Origin of the sequence: Caballeronia sp. LjRoot29 (genome assembly GCF_964252755.1) — a bacterium.
Lineage (GTDB): Bacteria > Pseudomonadota > Gammaproteobacteria > Burkholderiales > Burkholderiaceae > Caballeronia.
Genome location: NZ_CAXUPU020000003.1, coordinates 131,897 through 154,001 on the forward strand (window position 1 = coordinate 131,897; position 22,105 = coordinate 154,001).

The 22,105-nt window shown below is 60.0% G+C and carries 16 protein-coding genes and 2 pseudogenes; 9 read left to right on the top strand and 9 right to left on the bottom strand.

Annotation, left to right across the window (positions count from 1 at the left end; translation table 11 throughout):
- The first annotated feature begins 42 nt into the window (after window positions 1–42).
- Window positions 43–465, top strand: a complete 423-nt coding sequence (gene rbfA, locus ACSQ83_RS04680; protein ID WP_414951343.1) for a 30S ribosome-binding factor RbfA — start codon at window positions 43–45, stop codon at window positions 463–465.
- Between the two features lie 3 nt (window positions 466–468).
- Window positions 469–1,398: a tRNA pseudouridine(55) synthase TruB gene (gene truB / locus ACSQ83_RS04685; protein ID WP_436227362.1), complete on the top strand. Its 930-nt coding sequence runs from the start codon at window positions 469–471 to the stop codon at window positions 1,396–1,398.
- Window positions 1,399–1,476: 78 nt separating this feature from the next.
- On the opposite strand, the gene ACSQ83_RS04690 is transcribed toward truB, so the two are convergent.
- From ACSQ83_RS04690 to ACSQ83_RS04705, 4 genes are all read right to left on the bottom strand, one after another.
- Window positions 1,477–3,036 carry a DHA2 family efflux MFS transporter permease subunit gene (locus ACSQ83_RS04690; RefSeq protein WP_414968208.1) on the bottom strand — a complete coding sequence of 520 codons (1,560 nt, stop codon included), beginning with the start codon at window positions 3,034–3,036 and terminating at the stop codon, window positions 1,477–1,479.
- Between the two features lie 30 nt (window positions 3,037–3,066).
- Window positions 3,067–4,323, bottom strand: coding sequence for an HlyD family secretion protein (locus ACSQ83_RS04695; RefSeq protein WP_414951337.1), 1,257 nt, complete (start codon window positions 4,321–4,323; stop codon window positions 3,067–3,069).
- A gap of 48 nt (window positions 4,324–4,371) precedes the next feature.
- Window positions 4,372–5,904, bottom strand: coding sequence for an efflux transporter outer membrane subunit (locus ACSQ83_RS04700; RefSeq protein WP_436227363.1), 1,533 nt, complete (start codon window positions 5,902–5,904; stop codon window positions 4,372–4,374).
- A gap of 133 nt (window positions 5,905–6,037) precedes the next feature.
- Window positions 6,038–6,559 (bottom strand): MarR family winged helix-turn-helix transcriptional regulator, encoded by a 522-nt coding sequence (locus ACSQ83_RS04705; RefSeq protein WP_436227364.1) that lies wholly within the window; start codon window positions 6,557–6,559, stop codon window positions 6,038–6,040.
- Between the two features lie 389 nt (window positions 6,560–6,948).
- Here ACSQ83_RS04705 and typA point away from each other — a divergent pair, with 389 nt between their 5' ends.
- From typA to ACSQ83_RS04735, 6 genes are all read left to right on the top strand, one after another.
- Window positions 6,949–8,775 (top strand): translational GTPase TypA, encoded by a 1,827-nt coding sequence (gene typA, locus ACSQ83_RS04710; protein ID WP_414951332.1) that lies wholly within the window; start codon window positions 6,949–6,951, stop codon window positions 8,773–8,775.
- A gap of 312 nt (window positions 8,776–9,087) precedes the next feature.
- Entirely contained in the window at window positions 9,088–11,946 is a 2,859-nt protein-coding gene (locus tag ACSQ83_RS04715; protein WP_414951330.1) for a 2-oxoglutarate dehydrogenase E1 component, read from the top strand.
- Between the two features lie 217 nt (window positions 11,947–12,163).
- Entirely contained in the window at window positions 12,164–13,465 is a 1,302-nt protein-coding gene (odhB, locus tag ACSQ83_RS04720) for a 2-oxoglutarate dehydrogenase complex dihydrolipoyllysine-residue succinyltransferase (RefSeq protein WP_414951328.1), read from the top strand.
- Between the two features lie 102 nt (window positions 13,466–13,567).
- Window positions 13,568–14,998, top strand: coding sequence for a dihydrolipoyl dehydrogenase (gene lpdA, locus ACSQ83_RS04725; RefSeq protein WP_436227365.1), 1,431 nt, complete (start codon window positions 13,568–13,570; stop codon window positions 14,996–14,998).
- A 126-nt stretch (window positions 14,999–15,124) separates the two neighbouring features.
- Window positions 15,125–16,222: a cell division protein ZapE gene (gene zapE, locus ACSQ83_RS04730; RefSeq protein ID WP_414951324.1), complete on the top strand. Its 1,098-nt coding sequence runs from the start codon at window positions 15,125–15,127 to the stop codon at window positions 16,220–16,222.
- 166 nt (window positions 16,223–16,388) lie between these two features.
- Window positions 16,389–16,850: a transposase gene (locus tag ACSQ83_RS04735; protein ID WP_414968205.1), complete on the top strand. Its 462-nt coding sequence runs from the start codon at window positions 16,389–16,391 to the stop codon at window positions 16,848–16,850.
- Window positions 16,851–16,943: 93 nt separating this feature from the next.
- Here the strand turns inward: ACSQ83_RS04735 and ACSQ83_RS04740 are convergent, their stop codons facing one another.
- The gene (locus tag ACSQ83_RS04740) at window positions 16,944–17,417 is read right to left on the bottom strand and encodes a DUF2147 domain-containing protein (RefSeq protein WP_414968204.1); all 474 of its coding nucleotides are present in this window, start codon (window positions 17,415–17,417) and stop codon (window positions 16,944–16,946) included.
- Window positions 17,418–17,587: 170 nt separating this feature from the next.
- Window positions 17,588–19,161, bottom strand: a pseudogene (locus tag ACSQ83_RS04745) (ShlB/FhaC/HecB family hemolysin secretion/activation protein); the annotation flags it as partial.
- Between ACSQ83_RS04745 and ACSQ83_RS04750 the strand changes: the two are divergent.
- Window positions 19,161–19,739, top strand: a pseudogene (locus ACSQ83_RS04750) (helix-turn-helix domain-containing protein); the annotation flags it as partial. The pseudogenes ACSQ83_RS04745 and ACSQ83_RS04750 sit on opposite strands and share 1 nt — an antisense overlap.
- Before the next feature lie 46 nt (window positions 19,740–19,785).
- On the opposite strand, the gene surE reads toward ACSQ83_RS04750, so the two are convergent.
- The 3 genes from surE to ACSQ83_RS04765 form a co-directional block, all read right to left on the bottom strand.
- On the bottom strand, window positions 19,786–20,589 hold the full coding sequence (surE, locus tag ACSQ83_RS04755; protein WP_436227366.1) for a 5'/3'-nucleotidase SurE: 804 nt from the start codon (window positions 20,587–20,589) through the stop codon (window positions 19,786–19,788).
- Between the two features lie 89 nt (window positions 20,590–20,678).
- The gene (locus ACSQ83_RS04760) at window positions 20,679–20,918 is read right to left on the bottom strand and encodes a hypothetical protein (RefSeq protein ID WP_414968191.1); all 240 of its coding nucleotides are present in this window, start codon (window positions 20,916–20,918) and stop codon (window positions 20,679–20,681) included.
- 196 nt (window positions 20,919–21,114) lie between these two features.
- A complete protein-coding gene (locus tag ACSQ83_RS04765; protein WP_436227488.1) occupies window positions 21,115–22,017 on the bottom strand; it encodes a DUF1571 domain-containing protein in 903 nt (300 codons plus the stop codon).
- Window positions 22,018–22,105: the final 88 nt, after the last annotated feature.

A 22,105-nucleotide genomic window follows, 5' to 3' on the forward strand; every position in this document is an offset into this window, starting at 1 on the left:
GCGCCCACACGAGTCCGGCGCATACCAATTTACGGAAACATCATGGCCAAGAAACGTACTTCACCCAACCGCAATGTGCAGATTGCGGATCAGATCCAGCGCGATCTCTCCGAACTGGTGCGCGATGTCAAAGATCCGCGCATTGGCATGGTGACGTTTCAGAGCGTCGAACTGACGCCCGATTACGCCCACGCGAAGGTGTACTTCACGACGCTGACCGGCGATCCGAAGGAAACGGAAGCCGGGTTGAATCACGCAGCCGGGCATTTGCATAATCTGTTGTTCAAGCGTCTGCATATTCATACGGTGCCAACGCTGCATTTCCATTACGACCAGACCGTGGTGCGGGCGGTGGAAATGTCGAAGCTGATCGATGAGGCGAATTCCACGCGTGCGTTGGACGACGAAGCGCCTGAGCAAAACGGCGAAGAAGAAAACAAAACAGACGACGAGAAGGGCGCCTGATCGATGAACGGTTCTACCCGCCCGAAGATTCCGCGTCGTTTACTGGATGGCGTGTTGCTGCTCGACAAGCCGCTCGGACTGTCGAGTAACGACGCGCTGATTCGCGCCAAGAAAATCTATCTCGCGAAGAAGGCTGGGCATACCGGCACGCTCGATCCGCTTGCGACGGGTCTGCTGCCGCTGTGTTTCGGCGAAGCGACCAAGTTTTCGCAGGATTTGCTCGAGGCCGATAAAACGTACGAAGCAACCATGCGTCTCGGCGTGCGCACGACGACCGGTGATGCAGAAGGCGAAGCTTTGCAAACGCGTGATGTGACCTGTGACGAAGCCGCGATCCAGGACGCGATGGGTCATTTTCGCGGCGATATCGCGCAGATTCCGCCGATGTATTCCGCACTCAAGCGCGATGGCAAGCCGTTGTACGAATACGCGCGTGCCGGTCAGACGGTTGAGCGCGAAGCGCGCAACGTGACCATTCACGCGCTTGATCTGATTGCATGCGCGTTGCCGGATGTGACGTTTCGCGTGACATGCAGCAAGGGCACTTATGTGCGGACGCTTGCTGAAGATATCGGTGAAAAGCTGGGATGTGGCGCGCATCTGGTTGCGCTACGTCGCACGGGCGTAGGCGTGTTGACGCTCGAACATGCAATCACGCTCGACACGCTTGAAGACGCTGCGCCTGCCGAGCGCGATAGCTGGCTGCAGCCGGTGGATGCGTTGTTGTCGACGTTCCCGGCAGTTCATCTCGACGCCGATGCCACGCGTCGATTCGCGCAAGGGCAGCGGCTGAAGTTATCGGATATAGCGGATGCGCCGGCTGAGGCCGACCGTGTGCGCGTCTATGCGCTCGATGACCAGCGTTTGCTCGGTGTCGCGCGAGCGGGCGAGGGTGTGTTGGCGCCGGAGCGGCTGGTGGTATCGGCGGCTTGAAGAGCGGCCAAGGAACAAAAAACGCCACGAAATTTCGTGGCGTTTTTTTATTGCAGATCAACTGACATCAACCGAGCTTCAATGCGCCGCCGAAGCTGCGGCCGCTGAATCCCCGCCGCCCGATCTCTCCGGTTTCGTGATCCAGATCAACGCGATCAGCGCGACGAAAATCCCCGCCGATATATAGAACAAATCGTTCACGCCCAACTGCGCAGCTTGCTGCGTGGCCATGCTATTGAAGAGCCCATACCCCTGCGACTGGCTGAAGCCCGCCGCACCGAACTGCTGCATGGATGCATTGAAGGTCGGGTTATACGCGTTAGCCTGCTCCATGAGTTGCGCGTGATGGACATTGGATCGATGATCCCAGGCTGTTGAAAAAATCGATGTGCCAATGCCGCCGCACATGATCCGCACGAAGTTCGACAATCCCGATGCCGCTGGAATCCGGTTTCCCGGCAACCCCGACAGCGTGATGGACACGAGCGGGATGAAAAACCCAGCCATGGCGATCCCCTGGATCACGGTAGGCATCATCAGCGAGAAGGTGTCCACGCCCGTGGTATAGCGTGAGCGCATCCAGAACACGAGCGCGAAGATGAGAAACGCGACGGTCGCGATCTTGCGCGGATCGATGCGCGGCAGGAACTTGCCGACCACCGGTGAGAGCAAGACTGCGAACAGTCCGACTGGCGCCAGGACGAGACCTGCGTTGGTCGCCGTGTAGCCAATATCGGTCTGCAACCACAGCGGCAGCAGCACCAGGTTGCCGAAATAGAGTCCGTAGCCGACCGCGAGCGCGATCGTCCCGCCCGTGAAATTGCGCAGCTTGAAGAGTGACAAATCGACGACCGGATGCTCCGCCGTCAGCTCCCACACGATGAAGAATGCCAGCGCGATCACGGCAATCAGCGTCAACACCACGATGGTGGTCGAGTTGAACCAGTCGAGATCCTTGCCCTTATCGAGCATGATCTGCAGTGAGCCGACCCATAGAACAAGCAGACCGAGACCCACGGTATCGATAGGCGCCTTGCGGATCACCGAATCCCGGTCGCGGAAGATCATGAACGTCGCAATGGCCGCGACGAATCCCACCGGAATGTTGACGTAGAAGATCCACGGCCAGGAAATGTTGTCCGAGATCCAGCCGCCGAGGATTGGCCCGGCGACCGGCGCGATCAGCGTGGTCATCGACCACATGGAGAGCGCCATGGGCGCTTTCGCTCTTGGATAACTTGCAAGCAGCAAGGTTTGCGAAAGCGGGATCATCGGGCCGGCGACCGCGCCTTGCAACACGCGCGCGGCGAGCAGGAAGGGCAGCGTAGGCGCCAGTCCGCACAGCCATGAAGCGAGCACGAACAGCACGATCGACGTCATGAACAGGCGCACCTGCCCGAAGCGCTGCGTGAGCCAGCCGGTCAGCGGCACCGAGATTGCATTGGCGACGGCGAACGACGTGATCACCCACGTGCCCTGATCCGACGATACCCCGAGGTCACCGGAGATCGACGGAATGGACACGTTGGCAATCGACGTATCGAGCACGTTCATGAACACCGCGAGCGAGACCGCGATCGTACCGATCACGAGTTTCGCGCCCTCTAGCGGCGGATGAACGGCGTTGGGTTGAGACATATAACGATTCCGGAAAACGTGTGCGAGCGCTTACATCAGCTTGGCGAGGTCTTGCTTGGTCGCCGGCTGAACATTTTCCTTCGACGTTTTCTGCGAACCGCCCGTACCCGGACCCGACGCGCCTTCATTCGCTTCGATAATCCGGGCGATCTCGGCGTCGGCCTGATCGCCGTACTTGGCGAACACGTCCGTCTGATACACCGTGTTGGGCGCCGCGCCGAGCTGGCCGCCGTTCTCGTCCTTGATCGTCACGTCCACGTTCATCGACAAACCGATGCGCAGCGGATGCTTCTCAAGTTCCTGCGGGTCGAGCCCGATGCGCACCGGCAGACGCTGCACCACCTTGATCCAGTTACCGGTGGCGTTTTGCGCCGGCAGCAGCGAGAACGCCGAGCCGGTGCCCGCCGAGAAGCCGATCACCTTGCCGTGGAACACAACGCTCGAGCCGTACACGTCGGCGGTGAGTTCAACCGGCTGGCCAATGCGCATATGCGTGAGCTGCACTTCCTTGAAGTTGGCATCGACCCATACGCCGTTCAGCGGCACGATTGCCATCAGCGGATTACCCGGCGAAACGCGCTGGCCAACCTGCACCGAACGTTTCGCGACATAACCCGTCACCGGCGCCGGCATGGTGTTGCGGGCAAAGTTGATGTACGAATCGCGGACCTTCGCGGCAGCGGCGAGCACGTTCGGATGGCTGGCGATGGTCGTGTTCGACGTCAACGAACGGTTCGACTGCAATTCCTGCTGCGCGGCGTTAAGCGATGCTTGCGCACCACGGACCGCGTCCTTGGCGTGCGAGATTTCTTCGCCCGAGACCGCGCCCGTCTGCGCAATCGTCATGCGGCGGCGCAAGTCGTCCTGTGCACGCGAGAGATCCGACTGACGCAGCGCGACTTGCGCCGCGTACTGGTTGTCGTTGACGAACAGCGTGCGCACCTGGCGTACCGTCTGCGCGAGATTCGCTTCGGCTTGATCGAGCGCGACCTTGGAGTCGGCGGGATCGAGTACGACGAGCGGGTCGCCCATCTTCACGGTTTGCGTGTCGTCGGCGTTCACCGAAATCACTGTGCCAACTACTTGCGGCGTGATCTGCACGATATTGCCGTTCACGTAAGCGTCATCCGTGCTTTCGTGGAAACGCGCGATCAGGAAGTAGTACAGCCCGTAAGCAATCGCCGCGATGATCACGACCAGTACGATCAGGCTCATCAGCACCCGGCGCTTGGTGTTGTTGGTCTTGGGCGCCGGCGCGGCTGCGGCGTTTTGTTGAGGGTCGCTCATGAATGGCTCCGTATTCTCTGTCTTGGGTTGCTGCTAGTCGATTCAGATTCAGTTGGCTGTCTGGGGCGCAGTCGACGCGGTCTGCGACGGTGCGCTCTTCGACACTTGCCCGTCGATGGCCAGGTTCGTATCCGCGGCGTCGAATCCGCCGCCCAGCGCCTTGATGAGGCCCACTTGCAGGTCGCGGCGCTTCATGCGCAGATTCGTCACGGTCTGCTCGTTCGCCAGCCGGTTCTGATCGGCGGTGAGCACTTGCAGTTGCTGCGATAAACCCGCTTTGTAGCGAATCACAGCGAGCTGGTACGCATGCGTCGAGGCATCGAGTGCGCGCACTGCGTCGCTGGTCTGCTGATCGACCGAACGGATCGACGAGATCTGCGTGGCAACTTCGCTGAGCGCGTTGATCAGGGCCTGGTTGTAGTTGGCTACGTCCAGGTCAAAATCCGCGTACCGGCCCTTCAACTGCGAGCGCAATGCGCCGGCATCGAAGATCGGCAAATGGATGGCGGGTCCTGCCTGGAACTGGCGGCTGGTGAAGTTGAGGAAACGGCCCCACCCGAACGCATCGAAGCCTGCTGCCGCCGACAAATTGATGTCAGGGAAAAACTCGGCCTTCGCTTCCTTGATGTCCGATGTCGCCGCTTCCACTTGCCAGCGGGCCGCGACAATATCCGGACGGCGCGAAATCAGATCGGCCGGCACGTTGTCCGGCAGCGTGACCTCGACCTTCGTATTCAGTACCGGCGTAGTGATCTTCAAGCCACGATCCGGACCCTGGCCGAGCAACGCGCCCAGCTGATAACGCGTAGTCGTGATCTGGCCGTCGAGTTCGGACAGGTTGGTCTGGCTCGTCGCAATATTGCCTTCGGCGGTACGGCTTTCCACGTTCGTGTCCAGGCCCGCCAGCACCCGGCCGTTCGTGATGCGCCCGATATCCGTCCTGTTCGCGATCTCCCGTTGAGCCACGTCGCGCAAAGCGTAGAGCAACGCGAGCTGGTTATAGGTCTGCGCAACGGACGCTGCCAGCGTGACGCGGGCCTGCTGCATGTCGGCCTCGGTGGCCTTCTGCTGCGAGACCGCCTGATCCAGCCGTGCGCGATTCTTGCCCCACAGATCGAGGTCCCACGACGCGCTCACGAGCGCGTTGTTTTCGCTATACCAGGACCCACCGTACGGAGGCGGGTACAGCGCGTTGGCGGAATAGAGTTCGCGTGTCCACGAATACGAGCCGTTCACCTTCGGATAAAGCGCGGAGCGCGACGACTCGATATAGGACGACGCCTTCGCGATGCGCGCCTGCGCCTGCGCAATCGACGGGCTGCCGGCCAGCGCTTCATCGATCAATTGCGTCAATTGCGGATCGCCGAACTGCTTGGCCCAGTCGAGTGACGGCCACTGGCCGCCTTGCGACGGCAGGCTTTGCGCGGCTTGCAGCGCGTCGCTTTGCGGCTGGGCGATTTGCTTGTCGCTTTTGATGCCGGCGTAATTCGCGCAACCTGCCAGCGCGAACGCCGCCACGGCGGCAGCCAGGGCGCTGCGCGCAGCGACAGGCGCGGACGCGGACGAATAAAAGAGTTTCATCGCTCGGCTCTTTGATAGGGAGGGTAAAGATGGACGCTGCAACTAATTTCTTTCATTTTTATTACGATACCGGTCGCGCGACGGGAAAGTGCGGTCATTGCGCGGGCACCATCAAGCGGCGCGCGACGTGTCATCAATAGGAGGGTTTGGGTGCGGATTTATCCTGCAGGCCGAGCAACGCAATAGCGGCGGGGTCGCCCGAATTCAGCAGGATTCGACGGAGCATGCTTTTCAGGAAGCCTACTTCCTCTGGCGTAAATCCGCTTAACAGCCTGTCGAGCACCCCGGTAAAGATGGCCGGAATCTGTCCAGCAAGGGCGCGGCCTTCCTCGGTCAACGCCAGCCGGACGACCCGCCGGTCTTCCTCGCTGCGCAAGCGTGTAATGAGTCCGCGCTTTTCCAGACGGTCGATCAGGCGGGTCACGGCGCTGGCGTCGATGCCATATTCGCGGGCGAGATCCGCAGCGGCAAGGCTCCTGCCGCTCGCCAGCATGAACATGATGCTGGCCTGCGTGCTCGTGATGCCGAGATCGGCCATCGTGAGCTGGGTGACGCTGTTCCACAAGGTCGAGCGGACCCGGCTCAGCAGGTAACCCACGCTTTCGCTGAGTTCGTAGGCCGCGATTTCGGGAATCGGCTCGGGGGTGTCGCTCATGGATTCTCGTGCGCTTGCAATAATTGACTATGCAAGATTATAGAATCACATAGTTGACACGGCAAGGACTTCGACCTTCGCGTTAAGAATTCTCTTAATTAGTGAGTTCTGTCACGAGGTGTTGTTATTTTGAGATCTGCTCAAGGCCCGCTGAGGGGTGACGGCAGGTGTTGACGCCGGTTTTCGGCTGTCTTGAAATAGGAAAACGCTTCCGGGTTATGTCCTATTGCACGATGGGGCGGAAGAGGACACGCCGGCGTGTTACACTCTCGGGTTCCCATCGCGCCGAGTGCGGGGGGCGTGGAGATTTCTTTCTGAGTTGATTCCATGGCCTGCTGCTTGCACCCACCCACGGCGCTCAACTGTATGTACAAGCTCCTCAGCCTCCTATGACTCGCGCCCTCCGCAATATCGCCATCATCGCCCACGTCGACCACGGCAAGACTACGCTCGTCGACCAATTGCTCCGCCAGACGGCCACGTTCCGAGAGAACCAGCAAGTGGTCGAGCGCGTGATGGACTCGAACGACATCGAAAAGGAACGTGGCATCACGATCCTGTCGAAAAACTGCGCGGTCGAGTATGAAGGCACGCATATCAACATTGTCGACACCCCGGGACACGCCGACTTTGGCGGCGAGGTGGAGCGTGTACTGTCCATGGTCGACTCCGTGCTGCTGCTGGTGGACGCCGTTGAAGGCCCCATGCCGCAAACGCGCTTCGTGACGAAGAAGGCGCTGGCGCTGGGACTCAAGCCGATCGTGGTGATCAACAAGGTCGACCGGCCGGGCGCGCGGATCGACTGGGTGATCAACCAGACGTTCGACCTGTTCGACAAGCTGGGTGCTACCGAAGAACAACTCGATTTCCCGATCGTCTATGCATCGGGCCTGAACGGTTATGCCGGCCTGAACCCGGACGTGCGCGAAGGCGACATGCGTCCGCTGTTCGACGCCGTGCTGGAACACGTTCCGGTTCGCCCGGCTGATCCGGAAGCGCCGCTGCAGCTTCAGATCACGTCGCTCGACTTTTCGTCGTACGTTGGCCGTATCGGCATTGGCCGGATCACGCGTGGCCGTATCAAGCCGGGCATGGCTGTCGCCGTGCGTACGGGTCCTGACGGCGCGATCCTGAACCGCAAGATCAATCAGGTCCTGTCGTTCAAGGGCCTGGAGCGCGTGCAGGTCGAAGAAGCCGAAGCCGGCGACATCGTGCTGATCAACGGTATCGAGGAAATTGGCATTGGCGTGACCATTTGCGCCATCGACACCCCGGAAGCATTGCCCATGATCACCGTGGACGAACCCACGCTGACCATGAACTTCCTGGTGAACTCGTCGCCGCTGGCTGGCCGTGAAGGCAAGTTCGTGACGAGCCGTCAGATCCGTGACCGCCTGTTCAAGGAACTGAACCACAACGTAGCGTTGCGCGTGAATGAAACCGGTGACGAAACCACGTTCGAAGTGATGGGCCGTGGTGAGTTGCACCTGACCATTCTTGTGGAAAACATGCGTCGTGAAGGTTACGAACTCGCAGTATCGCGTCCGCGCGTGGTGATGACCGAAGTCGACGGCGTGAAGCACGAGCCGTACGAAAACCTGACCGTCGACATGGAAGATGCAAACCAAGGCGGCGTGATGGAAGAGCTGGGTCGCCGCAAGGGCGAAATGCTCGACATGGCGTCGGATGGCCGTGGCCGTACGCGTCTTGAGTATCGTATTTCGGCGCGTGGCCTGATCGGCTTCCAGTCGGAATTCCTGACGCTCACGCGCGGCACGGGCCTGATGAGCCACACGTTTGATTCGTATCAGCCGGTGAAGGAAGGCGGTGTGGGTGAGCGTCGTAACGGCGTGCTGATTTCGCAGGACGACGGCGCCGCAGTCGCGTACGCATTGTGGAAGCTGCAGGATCGCGGCCGCATGTTCGTGTCGCCGGGCGACGCATTGTACGAAGGCATGATCATCGGCATTCACAGCCGTGACAACGACCTGGTCGTGAATCCGATCAAGGGCAAGCAGTTGACCAACGTGCGTTCGTCGGGAACGGACGAAGCGGTGCGTCTCGTGCCGCCGATCCAGATGTCGCTGGAATACGCCGTTGAGTTTATCGATGACGACGAGCTGGTCGAAGTGACGCCGCTGTCCATCCGTCTGCGCAAGCGTTACTTGAAGGAACACGAGCGTCGTAGCGCCAGCCGTAAGGGCGCAGTGGACTAATCACGCGAAGCCGCGTGTTGGGAAAAGCCGCCTTCGGGCGGCTTTTTTATTGCCTCGGCGAGTCCTGAGCACGTCCTTTTTCATGTGTCCCTTATTCGCGAAAGGTCCCCGAAAGCCCGCTGGATAAGCATTCGGGGTGCGGCTATCGGCGCGTCGACGTATTGATCTGTGCTATGCTAGAGAAAGTATTGCCAGTTTTAGGTCCTTCCAAGCAGACTTGATTCGCGCAATCCGCTAAACGGTCAGGCCGTGTTGCGGAAGGTTGAGTAACCCGCTATTTCTCGAGAAACTCGAAGAAAGGTGAGCGTAAAAATGATGAAGAATTCCCAGCTGAACTCCTATTTGTTCGGCGGTAATGCCCCGTATGTTGAAGAACAGTACGAGGCATATCTCGATAATCCCGCGTCAGTGCCCGAGACCTGGCGTACCTATTTCGATGCTTTGCAGAACGTGCCTGCATCGGATGGGACGAATCACAACGACGTGGCCCACGGCCCGATCGTCGAATCGTTCGCGCAACGCGCGAAATCGAACGGCTTCGTGCCGCGCGAAAGTAGTGGTGATCTGGCGACCGCGCGCAAGCAGGTCTACGTCCAGTCGCTGATTGGCGCTTACCGTTTCCTCGGCTCCCAATGGGCCAACCTCGATCCGCTGAAGCGCCGTGAGCGCCCGGCCATTCCTGAGCTTGAACCCGCGTTCTACGACTTCACCGAAGCCGACATGGATCAGATGTTCCATGCGCAGAACCTGTATTTCGGTTTCGAGCAGGCATCGCTGCGTGAGATCGTGAAGGCATTGCGTGACACGTACTGCGGCACGATCGGCGCCGAGTTCATGTACATCAGCGATCCGGAACAGAAGCGCTGGTGGAAAGAAAAGCTCGAATCGATCCGCTCCACCCCGAATTTCTCCCCCGACAAGAAAAAGCACATTCTTCAGCGCCTGACGGCGTCCGAAGGGCTTGAGCGTTTCCTGCACACGAAGTACGTCGGCCAGAAGCGCTTTTCGCTGGAAGGCGGCGAGAGTTTCATCGCGTCGATGGACGAAGTCGTGCGTCACGCCGGCGCTGCGGGCGTGCAGGAAATCATCATCGGCATGGCTCACCGCGGGCGTTTGAACGTCCTGGTGAACACGCTGGGCAAGATGCCGGCTGATCTCTTCGCCGAATTCGAAGGCAAACACGTCGATGACCTGCCGGCCGGTGACGTGAAGTATCACAAGGGTTTCTCGTCGGACGTTTCAACCGACGGCGGCCCGGTCCACCTGTCGCTCGCGTTCAACCCGTCGCACCTTGAAATCGTGAACCCGGTGGTCGAAGGATCGGCCAAGGCACGGATGGATCGCCGCGGCGACATCGACGGCCTGCAAGTGCTGCCGGTCCAGATCCACGGCGACGCGGCGTTTGCCGGTCAGGGCGTGGTGATGGAAACGCTGAACCTCGCGCAAACGCGCGGTTACGGCACGCACGGCACGCTGCATATCGTCATTAATAACCAGATCGGCTTTACGACGTCCGACCCGCGCGATGCGCGTTCGACGCTGTATTGCTCGGACGTGGCGAAGATGATCGAAGCGCCGGTGCTGCACGTGAACGGCGACGATCCGGAAGCGGTCGTGCTGTGCACGCAGCTGGCTATCGATTTTCGCATGCAGTTCCACAAGGACGTGGTTGTCGACATCATCTGTTTCCGCAAGTTGGGTCACAACGAGCAGGACACGCCGGCGGTCACGCAGCCGTTGATGTACAAGACGATTGCGAAGCATCCGGGTACGCGCGCGCTGTACGCTGAAAAGCTCGTGCAGCAAGGCGTGATCACGGCGGAAGACGCAGATGGTTACGTGAAGGCGTATCGCCAGGCAATGGACGATGGTCATCACACGGTCGATCCGGTGCTCTCGAACTACAAGAGCAAGTACGCGGTGGACTGGGTTCCGTTCCTGAACCGCAAGTGGACCGACGCCGCTGATACAGCCGTTCCGTTGGCTGAACTGAAGCGTCTCGCGGACCGCATCACCACGGTTCCCGATAACTTCAAGGTGCATCCGCTGGTCGAGCGCGTGATCAACGATCGTCGCGCGATGGGCCGTGGCGAAGCAAAGCTCGACTGGGGCATGGGCGAGCATCTGGCTTACGCGTCGCTGGTGGCATCGGGTTATGCCGTGCGTCTCACGGGCCAGGATTCGGGCCGTGGCACGTTCACGCACCGTCACGCTGTGCTGCACGATCAGAACCGCGAGCGCTGGAACGACGGCACGTACATTCCGCTGCAGAACATTGCTGAAGGTCAGGCGAAGTTCACCGTGATCGACTCGGTGTTGTCGGAAGAAGCGGTGCTCGGTTTCGAGTACGGTTATTCGACCGCGGAACCGAACACGCTGGTCGCGTGGGAAGCGCAATTCGGCGACTTCGTGAACGGCGCGCAAGTCGTGATCGACCAGTTCATCTCGTCGGGCGAAGTGAAGTGGGGCCGTGTTTCGGGTCTCACCATGCTGCTGCCGCACGGTTATGAAGGTCAAGGTCCGGAGCACTCGTCGGCGCGTATCGAACGATTCCTGCAGCTTTGCGCGGACCACAACATGCAAGTGGTCCAGCCGACCACGCCGGCGCAGATTTTCCATCTGTTGCGCCGTCAGATGATCCGCTTGTTCAGGAAGCCGCTGATCGTCGCCACGCCGAAGTCGCTGCTGCGTCACAAGGAAGCGGTGTCGGATCTGTCGGAACTGGCGAAGGGCTCGTTCCAGCCGATCATCGGCGAAGTGGACGGCACGATCGAGCCGAAGAAGGTCAAGCGCGTGATCGTGTGTTCGGGTCGCGTGTATTACGACCTCGTGGCGCATCGTCGCGAAGCGAAGGCGAACGACGTCGCGATCATCCGTATCGAGCAGTTGTATCCGTTTGCCCACAAGCAGTTCGACGCGGAAATCAAGAAATACGAAAACGCGAACGAAGTGGTCTGGGCACAGGACGAGCCGCAGAACCAGGGCGCCTGGTTCTACGTCGAGCATCATCTGCGTGAAGGCATGCGTGAAGGACAGAAGCTGGCGTACAGCGGCCGTCCGGCATCGGCATCCCCGGCAGTCGGCTATTACGCGAAACACTACGAGCAGCTGAAGGCGCTGATCGAAGGCGCGTTTGGCCGGTTGAAGGGCGCACAGACGATCTCGAAGTAACGGCTGTGACCGGGGAGCGCCGCTGTTGGCGGCGCCCCGGTTTTTCGCGCGCTGTCCTGTGATTCAAGTTTCGATTTTGAACGTGGAATGCACAAGCAGCGCTCGCCATTGATTGGTTAGACGCGCTGCATTGACACGCTCTGGTCATCCAGAAATTGACGGCGTCGAACTCTCCAGGAATTGACGTTGTACCCAGATACATTCAGGAAAAAACATAATGTCTATCGTAGAAGTCAAGGTTCCCCAGCTCTCTGAGTCCGTATCCGAAGGCACTTTGCTGACGTGGAAGAAAAAGCCTGGCGAAGCTGTTGCCATCGACGAAATTCTCGTCGAAGTTGAAACAGATAAAGTCGTGCTGGAAGTGCCGGCACCGGCTGCAGGTGTGCTGGGGCAAGTGATCAAGCATGACGGTGACATAGTGACGGCAGAAGAATTGATCGCGACGATCGATACGGATGCGAAAGCGGGCGCAGCGCCCGTTGCCGCCGCCGCAGGCGCTGCCGAAGTGCAGCCGGCACCGGCCGCCCAACCGCAACAGGAAGCTGCACCGGCAACGGCGAGCGCTTCGGCTTCGAACACCTCGGCTTCGCCATCGGCTGCGAAGATCCTGGCAGAGAAGAACGTCTCGAGCGATCAGGTTTCCGGTTCGGGCCGCGATGGCCGTATCACGAAGGGCGATGCACTGGCCGCCACGCAAGGCGCGCCGGCTGTTTCCGCTGCGGTCTCCGCGCCTGCTGCAAAGCCCGCCGCTCCTGCCAAGGCCGCCAAGCCGTCCCTGCCGGACGTGAAGGCGCCGGGCGCTGATCAATGGCTGAAGGACCGTCCGGAACAACGCGTGCCGATGTCGCGTCTGCGCGCACGTATCGCCGAGCGTCTGCTCGAATCGCAGCAGACCAACGCCATCCTGACCACGTTCAATGAAGTGAACATGGCGCCGGTGATGGACCTGCGCAACAAGTACAAGGACAAGTTCGAGAAGGAACATGGCGTGAAGCTCGGCTTCATGTCGTTCTTCGTGAAGGCCGCTGTCCACGCGCTGAAGAAGTACCCGCTGGTCAACGCGTCGATCGACGGAAACGACATCGTTTATCACGGTTACTTCGATATCGGTATCGCTGTCGGCTCGCCGCGTGGTCTCGTAGTGCCGATCGTTCGCAATGCGGATCAATTGAGCCTGGCTGACATCGAAAAGAAGATTGCTGAATACGGCGTGAAGGCACGCGACGGCAAGCTGTCTATCGAAGAAATGACGGGCGGTACGTTCTCGATCTCGAACGGCGGTGTGTTCGGTTCCATGTTGTCCACGCCGATTATCAATCCGCCGCAGTCGGCCATTCTGGGCGTGCACGCAACGAAGGAACGCGCGGTGGTCGAGAACGGCCAGATCGTGATTCGTCCGATGAACTACCTGGCGCTGTCTTACGACCATCGGATCATCGACGGCCGCGAAGCGGTGTTGTCGCTGGTCGCGATGAAGGATGCGCTGGAAGATCCGTCTCGCTTGTTGCTGGACATCTAAGCCGTTGTTGGCCCTTTAAATCTGGCAGTAAAACCTTATTTGGGACTCATGGCGCGTTCGGTAGGCCCGGCGCGTCGTGTATCCAACAAGAGAAGGATAGTCATGTCCAAAGAATTTGATGTCGTCGTGATTGGTGCAGGCCCTGGTGGTTACATCGCGGCGATTCGTGCAGCGCAGCTCGGCAAGTCGGTTGCGTGTATTGAAGGCTGGAAGAACCCGACAGGCAACCTGAAGCTTGGCGGCACGTGTCTCAACGTGGGCTGCATTCCGTCGAAGGCGTTGCTGGCATCGTCGGAAGAATTTGAAAACGTTTTGCATCACCTCGGCGATCACGGTATCAACGTGGGCGACGTTAAGCTCGATCTCACGAAGATGCTTGCCCGCAAGGAAGGCATTGTCGAGAAGATGACGAAGGGCATCGAGTTCCTGTTCCGCAAGAACAAGATCACGTGGCTGAAGGGTCATGGCAAGTTCACGGGCAAGACGGACGCCGGCGTGCAGATCGAAGTGAGCGGCGAAGCGGAAACCGAAACCGTGACGGCGAAGAACGTGATCATCGCGACGGGATCGAAGGCGCGTCATCTGCCGGGCATTCCGGTCGACAACAAGATTGTCGCGGACAACGAAGGCGCGCTGTCGTTCGATGCCGTGCCGAAGAAGCTCGCCGTGATTGGCGCCGGCGTGATCGGGCTGGAACTGGGCTCGGTGTGGCGTCGTTTGGGCGCGGACGTGACGGTGCTCGAAGCGCTGCCCGCGTTCCTCGGCGCATGCGACGACTCGCTCGCGAAAGAAGCTGCGAAGCAATTCAAGAAGCAAGGCCTGGACATTCATCTCGGCGTGAAAATCGGCGAAGTGAAGACGACGGATTCAAGCGTTTCGGTGGCGTACACGGACAAGGACGGCAACGCGCAGACGCTCGATGCCGACCGTTTGATCGTGTCGATCGGCCGCGTGCCGAACACGGACGATCTCGGTCTTGACGCCATCGGCCTGAAGACGGACGAACGCGGTTTTGTTCCTGTGAATGACCATTGCGCGACCACCGTTCCGAACGTGTACGCGATCGGCGACGTGGTGCGTGGCCCGATGCTCGCGCACAAGGCGGAAGACGAAGGCGTGCTGGTGGCTGAGATCATCGACGGTCAGAAGCCGCATATCGATTACAACTGCATTCCGTGGGTGATCTACACCGAACCGGAAATTGCGTGGGTCGGCAAGACGGAACAGCAGCTCAAGGCTGAAGGCCGCGAGATCAAGACCGGCCAGTTCCCGATGATGGCGAACGGCCGCGCGCTGGGTATCGGCAAGGCGGACGGGTTCGTCAAGATGATCGCCGATGCGAAGACCGACGAACTGCTCGGTTGCCACATCATCGCGGCGAATGCGTCGGACCTGATCGCTGAAGCGGTTGTGGCGATGGAGTTCAAGGCGGCATCGGAAGATATCGGCCGGATCTGCCATCCGCATCCGTCGTTGTCGGAAGTGATGCGCGAAGCAGCGCTCGCCGTCGACAAACGCGCGCTCAATATGTAATTGCAGCATCGTTTGAGCAGCAGGACGAAGGCGGGCGGGAGTTTTCCCGCTCGCCTTTGTTTTATCCACGGCCCTCAGCTTTCTTAGCTTCTTTGCCTTGAAAAACCTCGCACCATGAACCGCATCATGAACGTTAGCGAATACTACGAAAACGAACTGCAGACGCGGGGTTATCAGTCGGACGCAGCGCAACTGGCCGCGGTCGAACGTTTGCAACGCTGCTACGACGAGTGGGTCGCGTACAAAGCGCGCCGCTCGAACGCGTTCAAGAAACTGATTTCGCACCCGGATTTGCCGCGTGGCGTCTACATGTGGGGCGGCGTGGGGCGCGGCAAGAGCTTCCTGATGGACAGCTTCTTCGCGGTCGTGCCGGTTCAGCGCAAGACGCGCCTGCATTTCCACGAGTTCATGCGTGAGGTGCATCGTGAGCTGGAAGAGTTGAAGGGCACGTCCGATCCGCTCGATGAACTCGCGCGACGCGTGGCGAAGCGTTATCGGTTGATCTGTTTCGACGAGTTCCACATCTCGGATATTGCCGACGCCATGATTCTTTATCGGCTGCTCGACCGCTTGTTTGGCGCCGGCGTGCAGTTCGTGATGACGTCCAACTATGACCCGGACTTGCTTTACCCGGATGGCTTGCATCGCGACCGGTTGCTGCCCGCCATTGAGCTGATCAAGTCGAAGCTGGACGTGATCAACGTCGATGCCGGCACGGATTATCGTAAGCGTACTTTGTCGCAAGTGACGGCGTATCACACGCCGCTGGGCGCGGCCGCCGACAAAGCGCTGCGTGCCGACTTCGCGAAGCTGGCCGCCGTGCCGGACGAAAGCCCGATCCTGCGCATCGAGAAGCGTGAATTGAAGGCGCTGCGCAAAGCCGATGGCGTGGTCTGGTTCGACTTCGCGACGCTCTGCGGCGGTCCGCGTTCACAGAACGATTACCTCGAACTGGCGAGCCGCTTCCACGCGGTGATTCTCTCCGAGGTACCGAAGATGTCGCCGCGCAATGCGTCGGAGGCGCGGCGGTTTACGTGGCTGATCGACGTGTTCTATGACCACAAGGTGAAGCTGTTGATGTCGGCGGCGGTGCCGGCGGAAGAACTCTACGTGGAAGGTCCGATGGCCAATGAGTTTGCCCGCACGGTGTCGCGCATCACCGAGATGCAGTCCAAGGAATATCTGGAGTCGGAGCGCCGGCTGGTGGATACATCGTTGACTTGACGCAGCGTTGGCCGAACGGCCGAATTGACAATGCGAGACTCATAATTTCGACGTGAGCTTACTGCCGTAAGGCTTTGGAGTGTATTTCAAGATTCGGACATGTCTTATTCCGGGGTTCCGGACAGATCGGTATCTTCTAATCACTAACTTGTGATTGGAGAGAACCATGAAGCCTTACCGCGATATGTCCGACGAAGAATGGCAAATGGTCGCGCCTTTGTTGCCAGAGTTGCGGCCCCGTTCCGAGTTGCGCGGGCGCCCGCTCGCCAATACGCGAGCAGTGCTCAACGGCGTGCTCTGGGTGATGTATAGCGGCGCTTCATGGTCAACGTTACCGCGCAAATATCCGTCGTATCAGACGTGTCACCGGCGCTTCAAGGCATGGCACGACTCCGGTGTGCTCGGGCGGGTGATGCAGCAGCTGTTTGGCGTCGCGAGTGAAGGGTTGTATTCGTTGATGACGTCGCGCATGCGAGTGCCAACGGAGTTGCCCGAGGGGTTGGGCGGCCATGCGATTGCAGCGGATGGCGAGATGCATGCCGACGCAAGGCCAATGCTCATGCCGCTCGGCCCGCTTAATTCGGAACCGGTTGAATATCCCCGGGCCGGTGTGCGCCACGCGGCTTGACGCTCACCAGTGAATAAAAAAACCGGCTGGAGACTTAACGTCTTCAGCCGGTTTTTTTATGCGTTACACGGTCAGACGCAGCGTTCCTACTGTCTACTGCTGCCGAACCCAGGTTTGCGAACGTCCGAGCAGCGACACGCCAATATATCCGCGCACCACGAGTTTCTGTCCGCCGTCATCCAGGTGCATCTTGCATTTATACAGCTTGCCGTTCTCGGGGTCGAGAATCTGGCCGCCGTCCCACGTATCGCCATCGGGTTTCATGCCGTCGATGATGGTCATGCCTTTCATCAACTGGTCCTTGCGTGAATCGGTGCAGGCGGTGCATCGGCGAGTCGGGTCGTCGTTGCTGCCAAGGCCGGTGAGGATCTTGCCGGTGAGCGTGCCGTCGCCGTCCTGGACGATTTGCACAAGCGCCTTGGGCTGACCGGTCTTGTCGTCGATGGTTTGCCAGAGTCCCGCGGGCGATGCCGCCTGCGCCACGCTGGCTGCGCCTGAGGCGAGTAGTGCACCGGCAAGCAGGATGCGTCCCACATGCCGATGCGCGCGTTGGGTAAATCCCGTCATGCTTCCTCCTTGAGGTAAAACGTCTCTTGATTCTCTGACCATGTCGTCATTATTGCCGGCTGTGGCCGGCTATCGCGGGTGCCGCGTGCCGGACAGAATACGACAAAGCATGGGGAGCGTTTTGTACAAACCCTCTAGTCGGGCAGGTTGCTCGCCGGAGCCTGTCACATTCAATCGAATTGGTAGGAGAAGGTCGCGTTGACGCGCGGGCTGCGCGAGCCGTTCCCTTCCACCGGTGCATCGCCAACGGGTTTCGCCAGCGATAAATCCAGGCTGTAGTACTTGGCATCGGAGATCCGGAAGCCTATGCCAACTGATGCAAGGCGGCTCGGTTTTGCGCCGGCGGTGTGAAGATACGTGTGGGCGGTATCGACGGATAGGGCGTGAAGGTCTTCAGGAACGCCAGTCCGATCGCAAACGGCCGGTTGATTTCCGCCGACGCGGCCCAGCCCGAATCGCCCGATACTTCTCCCGGCTGATAACCCAGCGCGAAGCGTTGGCCGCCAAACGCAATCTGTTCCGATGTCGGCAAGGAGCTCGCGCTGTATTGCCCGGTTGCTGCAATCGAAGTGCCGATCTTGAACGGCCATTCATTGGTCTGCGAAACGGTCGCACCCGTTCGCACGAATGTGAGCGATGCGGGGTTGGCCGTAATAACGCCCGGGATATTCGTGTCCGCCGACTTCGATGCGCCAAGTACGTCGAACGCTTTCGCCACGTTCAGGCTCGCACGCCGGACAGTTCCCGTATCCACGCCGGTGTAGTCGAGTTGCAACGTCGTCACACGCACTTGCGAGCGCTGCCCAAGTTGTGCGCCCGTGATGGTGTTCTTGTAGCGGTCCTCATCGTGCGAAGCGTATGCGCCCACCGTGCCGATCAGGCTGCGCGTGTTGCTCAACACGAACGGATACGACGCGGACAAACCGGCTTTGTCATTGACGACCGTGCGCTCGACGTAAGAGGGCAGGCCGGGGTTATCGACAGGATGTCCGTAGTAATGCGAAGCATCTGCCTTGACGGTGAAACCATCGGTGCCTATTGGCAGCGAGCCGTTGACATCGAAATAGGTTTGATCGTTGCGGCCCTTGGGCAATAGCGCGGAGACACCTAGCGTCTCGCCCTGGCCGAGCAGGCCGTTTTCCGTCGCGGTGACAATGCCCTGCACGCCGGGATGATTCATGTCTATGCCGGTCGCGATATTGAACGGCTTGCGCTCGACATCGAGATCGAGTGTGGTCGCACCGTCGGTGGTCTGCGGTGGCGCGACGGTCGCCGCGATCTTCACGCCGGGCGTGAGTCCCAGCACATTGACGTAGCGTTCGAAGGTTTCTTGCCGCAGCGGCCGGTCGGCGCGAATCCGGTCAGCAATCGCGCGAATGCGTTTCTCAGCGGTGCCGGGATCGCCCTTGATCTTGATATCGGCGACGTAACCCTCCACCACGGTGATGCGTACGACGCCGTTTTCGAAGGTCTGCGCGGGCACGAAAGCAAAGGAGAGCGCGTAGCCCCGTTCCTTGTAGAGCGCGGTCACGCCGTTTGCCGTCTCCATCAATTCGCCGATGGTGACGTCCTTGCCCACGAGAGGGGTGAAGCGTTGCGCGACTTCATCGAAGGGAATGGCTTTTACGCCTTCCACTTCGATCTTCTGTGGCGTCAGATGACGTGCAAGCAATTCCTGGACGTGCGGGGTCTGAGGCTGGACATCGACGGTAACGGCCGGCGGTTTTTGCGGCGCGTTTACTTTTCCGGCTAGTTGCCGCGACGAACAAGAGCCTGCCGCAACGGGTAAAGGAAGGTGAGTTTCGTGCGGATCTTTACTACCGGCTGGCGGTGATCGAGTTGAAGATTCCGTCGCTGGAAGAACGCGGGGCAGTCGACAAGATTGCGTTGTTCAAGTCGTTCATCGCGCAGGTGGTGGGCCAGGAAAAACTCGCTAGCTTGCCCGAGTTGCCGTACTGGCTGGCCGATGCTGTCGCCGATAGTTATTTCCCCGGCAACGTGCGCGAACTACGCAACCTGGCGGAGCGCATAGGCGTGACCGTGCGGCAAGTGGGATCTTGGGACACCGCGCGGCTGCAGCGCCTCCTCGCGCTTGCCCGCACTGCCCAGCCGGTTCCGCCGGAGCTGAGCGCTGAAGTGATGGTCGACCGCAGCAAGTGGGACATGAACGAACGCAACCGCGTGCTGGCCGCGCTCGATGCGAATGGCTGGAGGCGCCAGGATACGGCGAGTCACCTGGGCATCAGCCGCGAGGTGCTGTGGGAAAAAATGCGCAAATTCCAGATCTTCGATGAAGAGCCTGAAACGCGTGTGGTGAGTTAGGAACTCGCAATGGCGGCGAGAATAACGCTCTCGCCGCGCTCAACTTCTACGCCAGTGCTTTCGTCAATGCGGCGAACGTGCGTTCGTCGGTGCGTTCGAATTGCAATGGCGTCACCGACACGCGTCCTGATCCGACCACGGTCGTCTCGCTGTCGGCCGAATTCTCACGCGCACTGCGCTGAAAACGCAGCCAGTGATATTGCAAGCCACGCGGATCAGTTTGCGGCAGTACCTCGATACCTTCGACCAGTCCCACGCCCTGGCGAGTCGCGGTGAGCGGGCCGGCCAACGCGGCGTCAATATCGGGGAAATTCACGTTGAAGCAGGTGGGCGCATCGTAGTCGAAGTCGACCAGTGAGCAGATCACACCGGGCGCGAGTTCGCGCGCCGTATCCCAGCGCACGTTGTCGCGGTCGCTGAAGGTCTGGCTCAATGCAATGGATGGCAAGCCGAGCAGCAAGGCCGTCATGGCCGCGCCGACCGTGCCGGAGAATATGGTCTCCACGCCCAGGTTGCCGCCGCGGTTGATGCCCGACAGCACCAGCGTGGGTGGCGCGTCTTGCATCAGGTGGCGCACGGCCATGACTACGCAATCACCCGGAGTTCCGAGCACGCCGAAGCGGCGCTTGCCATGCTCGCTCACGCGCAACGGCGAATGGAGGCTGATGGAATGTGACGTGCCGCTTTGATCGTGCTCGGGGGCGACGACCCACACTTCGTCCGCGATTTCAGCGGCCACCGCTTCGAGCACGGCTAGGCCGGGTGCGTCGATACCATCGTCGTTGGTCAGCAGAACGCGTGCGAGTCTGGGCCGGGGACCAGGCAGCGAAGCAGAAATTGAAGCGGGCATTGCACATCTCCTTTCGATTGAGTGAGAGCGTCACTAACCGATTATTCCAGAGATCGCGGTGCCGGGTTAAAGCGTGAGCAAAAGCGGAGTTACCTGATGCCGAGCCCGCGCAGCACTGCATTGCCGTCATCGGTCAGGCGGAACTTGGACTCGCCCGGCGTAGGCGACACCATTTCCACGTAGCCGTATTCGCTCAGCGAAGCAACGTCGGGGGGCGCGGCCATCACGTCGATCGGTGCGTGCAGCAGCAACAGCAGTGTGGCGATTTCGTGGTGGCTGAGTAATCGTTTGATGGCCCGTACCGGAGCCGATGCGTCGCGGAGGTTCATGACGAACTCCTTTCGTTAATGCTTTGTCTTTGTGTCGTGCAGCGCGTCGATTGCACCCTACAGCAGCGCGTGAAGTTTCGATAAAGTTGGGCAAGGGTATCGATCAACTCTTAGGCGAAACTTAAAACAGGCCAAATGCCACGCGTGCGTCTGCTATGAGGACGATTGACGAGACGAAAAATTGTGACCGAAGAGGTTAAAAATTGTAAGCGGGGTTCTTGGGGTTGAACGCGGCATCGTCGAATGTCTTCGGCGCGATGTTCTGGAACACGATGCTTTCGAAAATCTTGCCGTCGTTATCGAAGGATTCAGCTGTCCGGAAATAGGGCCGCCTCAGGTCCAGTCCGAGGATCTCCTTCTTTGCATAGAAGTTGGGCTGTCCTGAAGGAGTTTCGTAAGTGAACGCGACCACGCGGGCGCCATCAATCGTTTTCACTTCAATGTTGTTGGCGCGCGTAACCCCGGCGTCGGCGAATTTCTCGCCCTCGGCCAGGAATTGTTGCGTGATGTATTCGGTCCCAAGATCGCGGACGGAATGCCGCGATTGCGAGCGCGCGAGCGAGCCGTCGACTGACGTCCAGATCGCAATCACCTTGAGCAGGCCGCCCAGATGGCCGTACATTTCATTGGGACGCGCGGTTTCGTCGTAGAGGATCTCCTGGCCCGCGTGCCCGCCATCGGGCAGCCATTTTGCGTAGACCCGCAGCGGGTCACGTGTCACGCGCACGAGCATGTGGTCGTCCTGACTCGGCCACATGCCGTGGATGCGTTCACGCCGCAACATGGTGAACTCATACGACGGATAACCGTTCGGGCCATTCTTCAGATAACGCGGCACGGTAAGCGGATCCAGCGATTTGAATAGCGAAACCAGCGCCGTGTCGCTCATGTTGGCGAGCATGCCGCTGCGCGCGGCGTGAGTCAGCCAGCGGACCTGGCCGTCGAGCGGGAGTTTGCCGACCTGCGCCGCGGGCGTCTTCGGCGGTGTGCTCGCTGCATTGGCGGAGAGCGCCGTACCGGCTGCGGAGGTGGCAGCGGACGTTGGCAGCGCGGCCGTGGCCGTGCTGGCTGCCAGTTGTGCGTTCGCGGGCATGCTCATGCTCATGGTCACGGCCGACAGGGCGAGGGCGGTCAGCAGACCCGGGACCCATGCGCGTGCGCGGATCAGCTTGCTATTTTGTCGACGC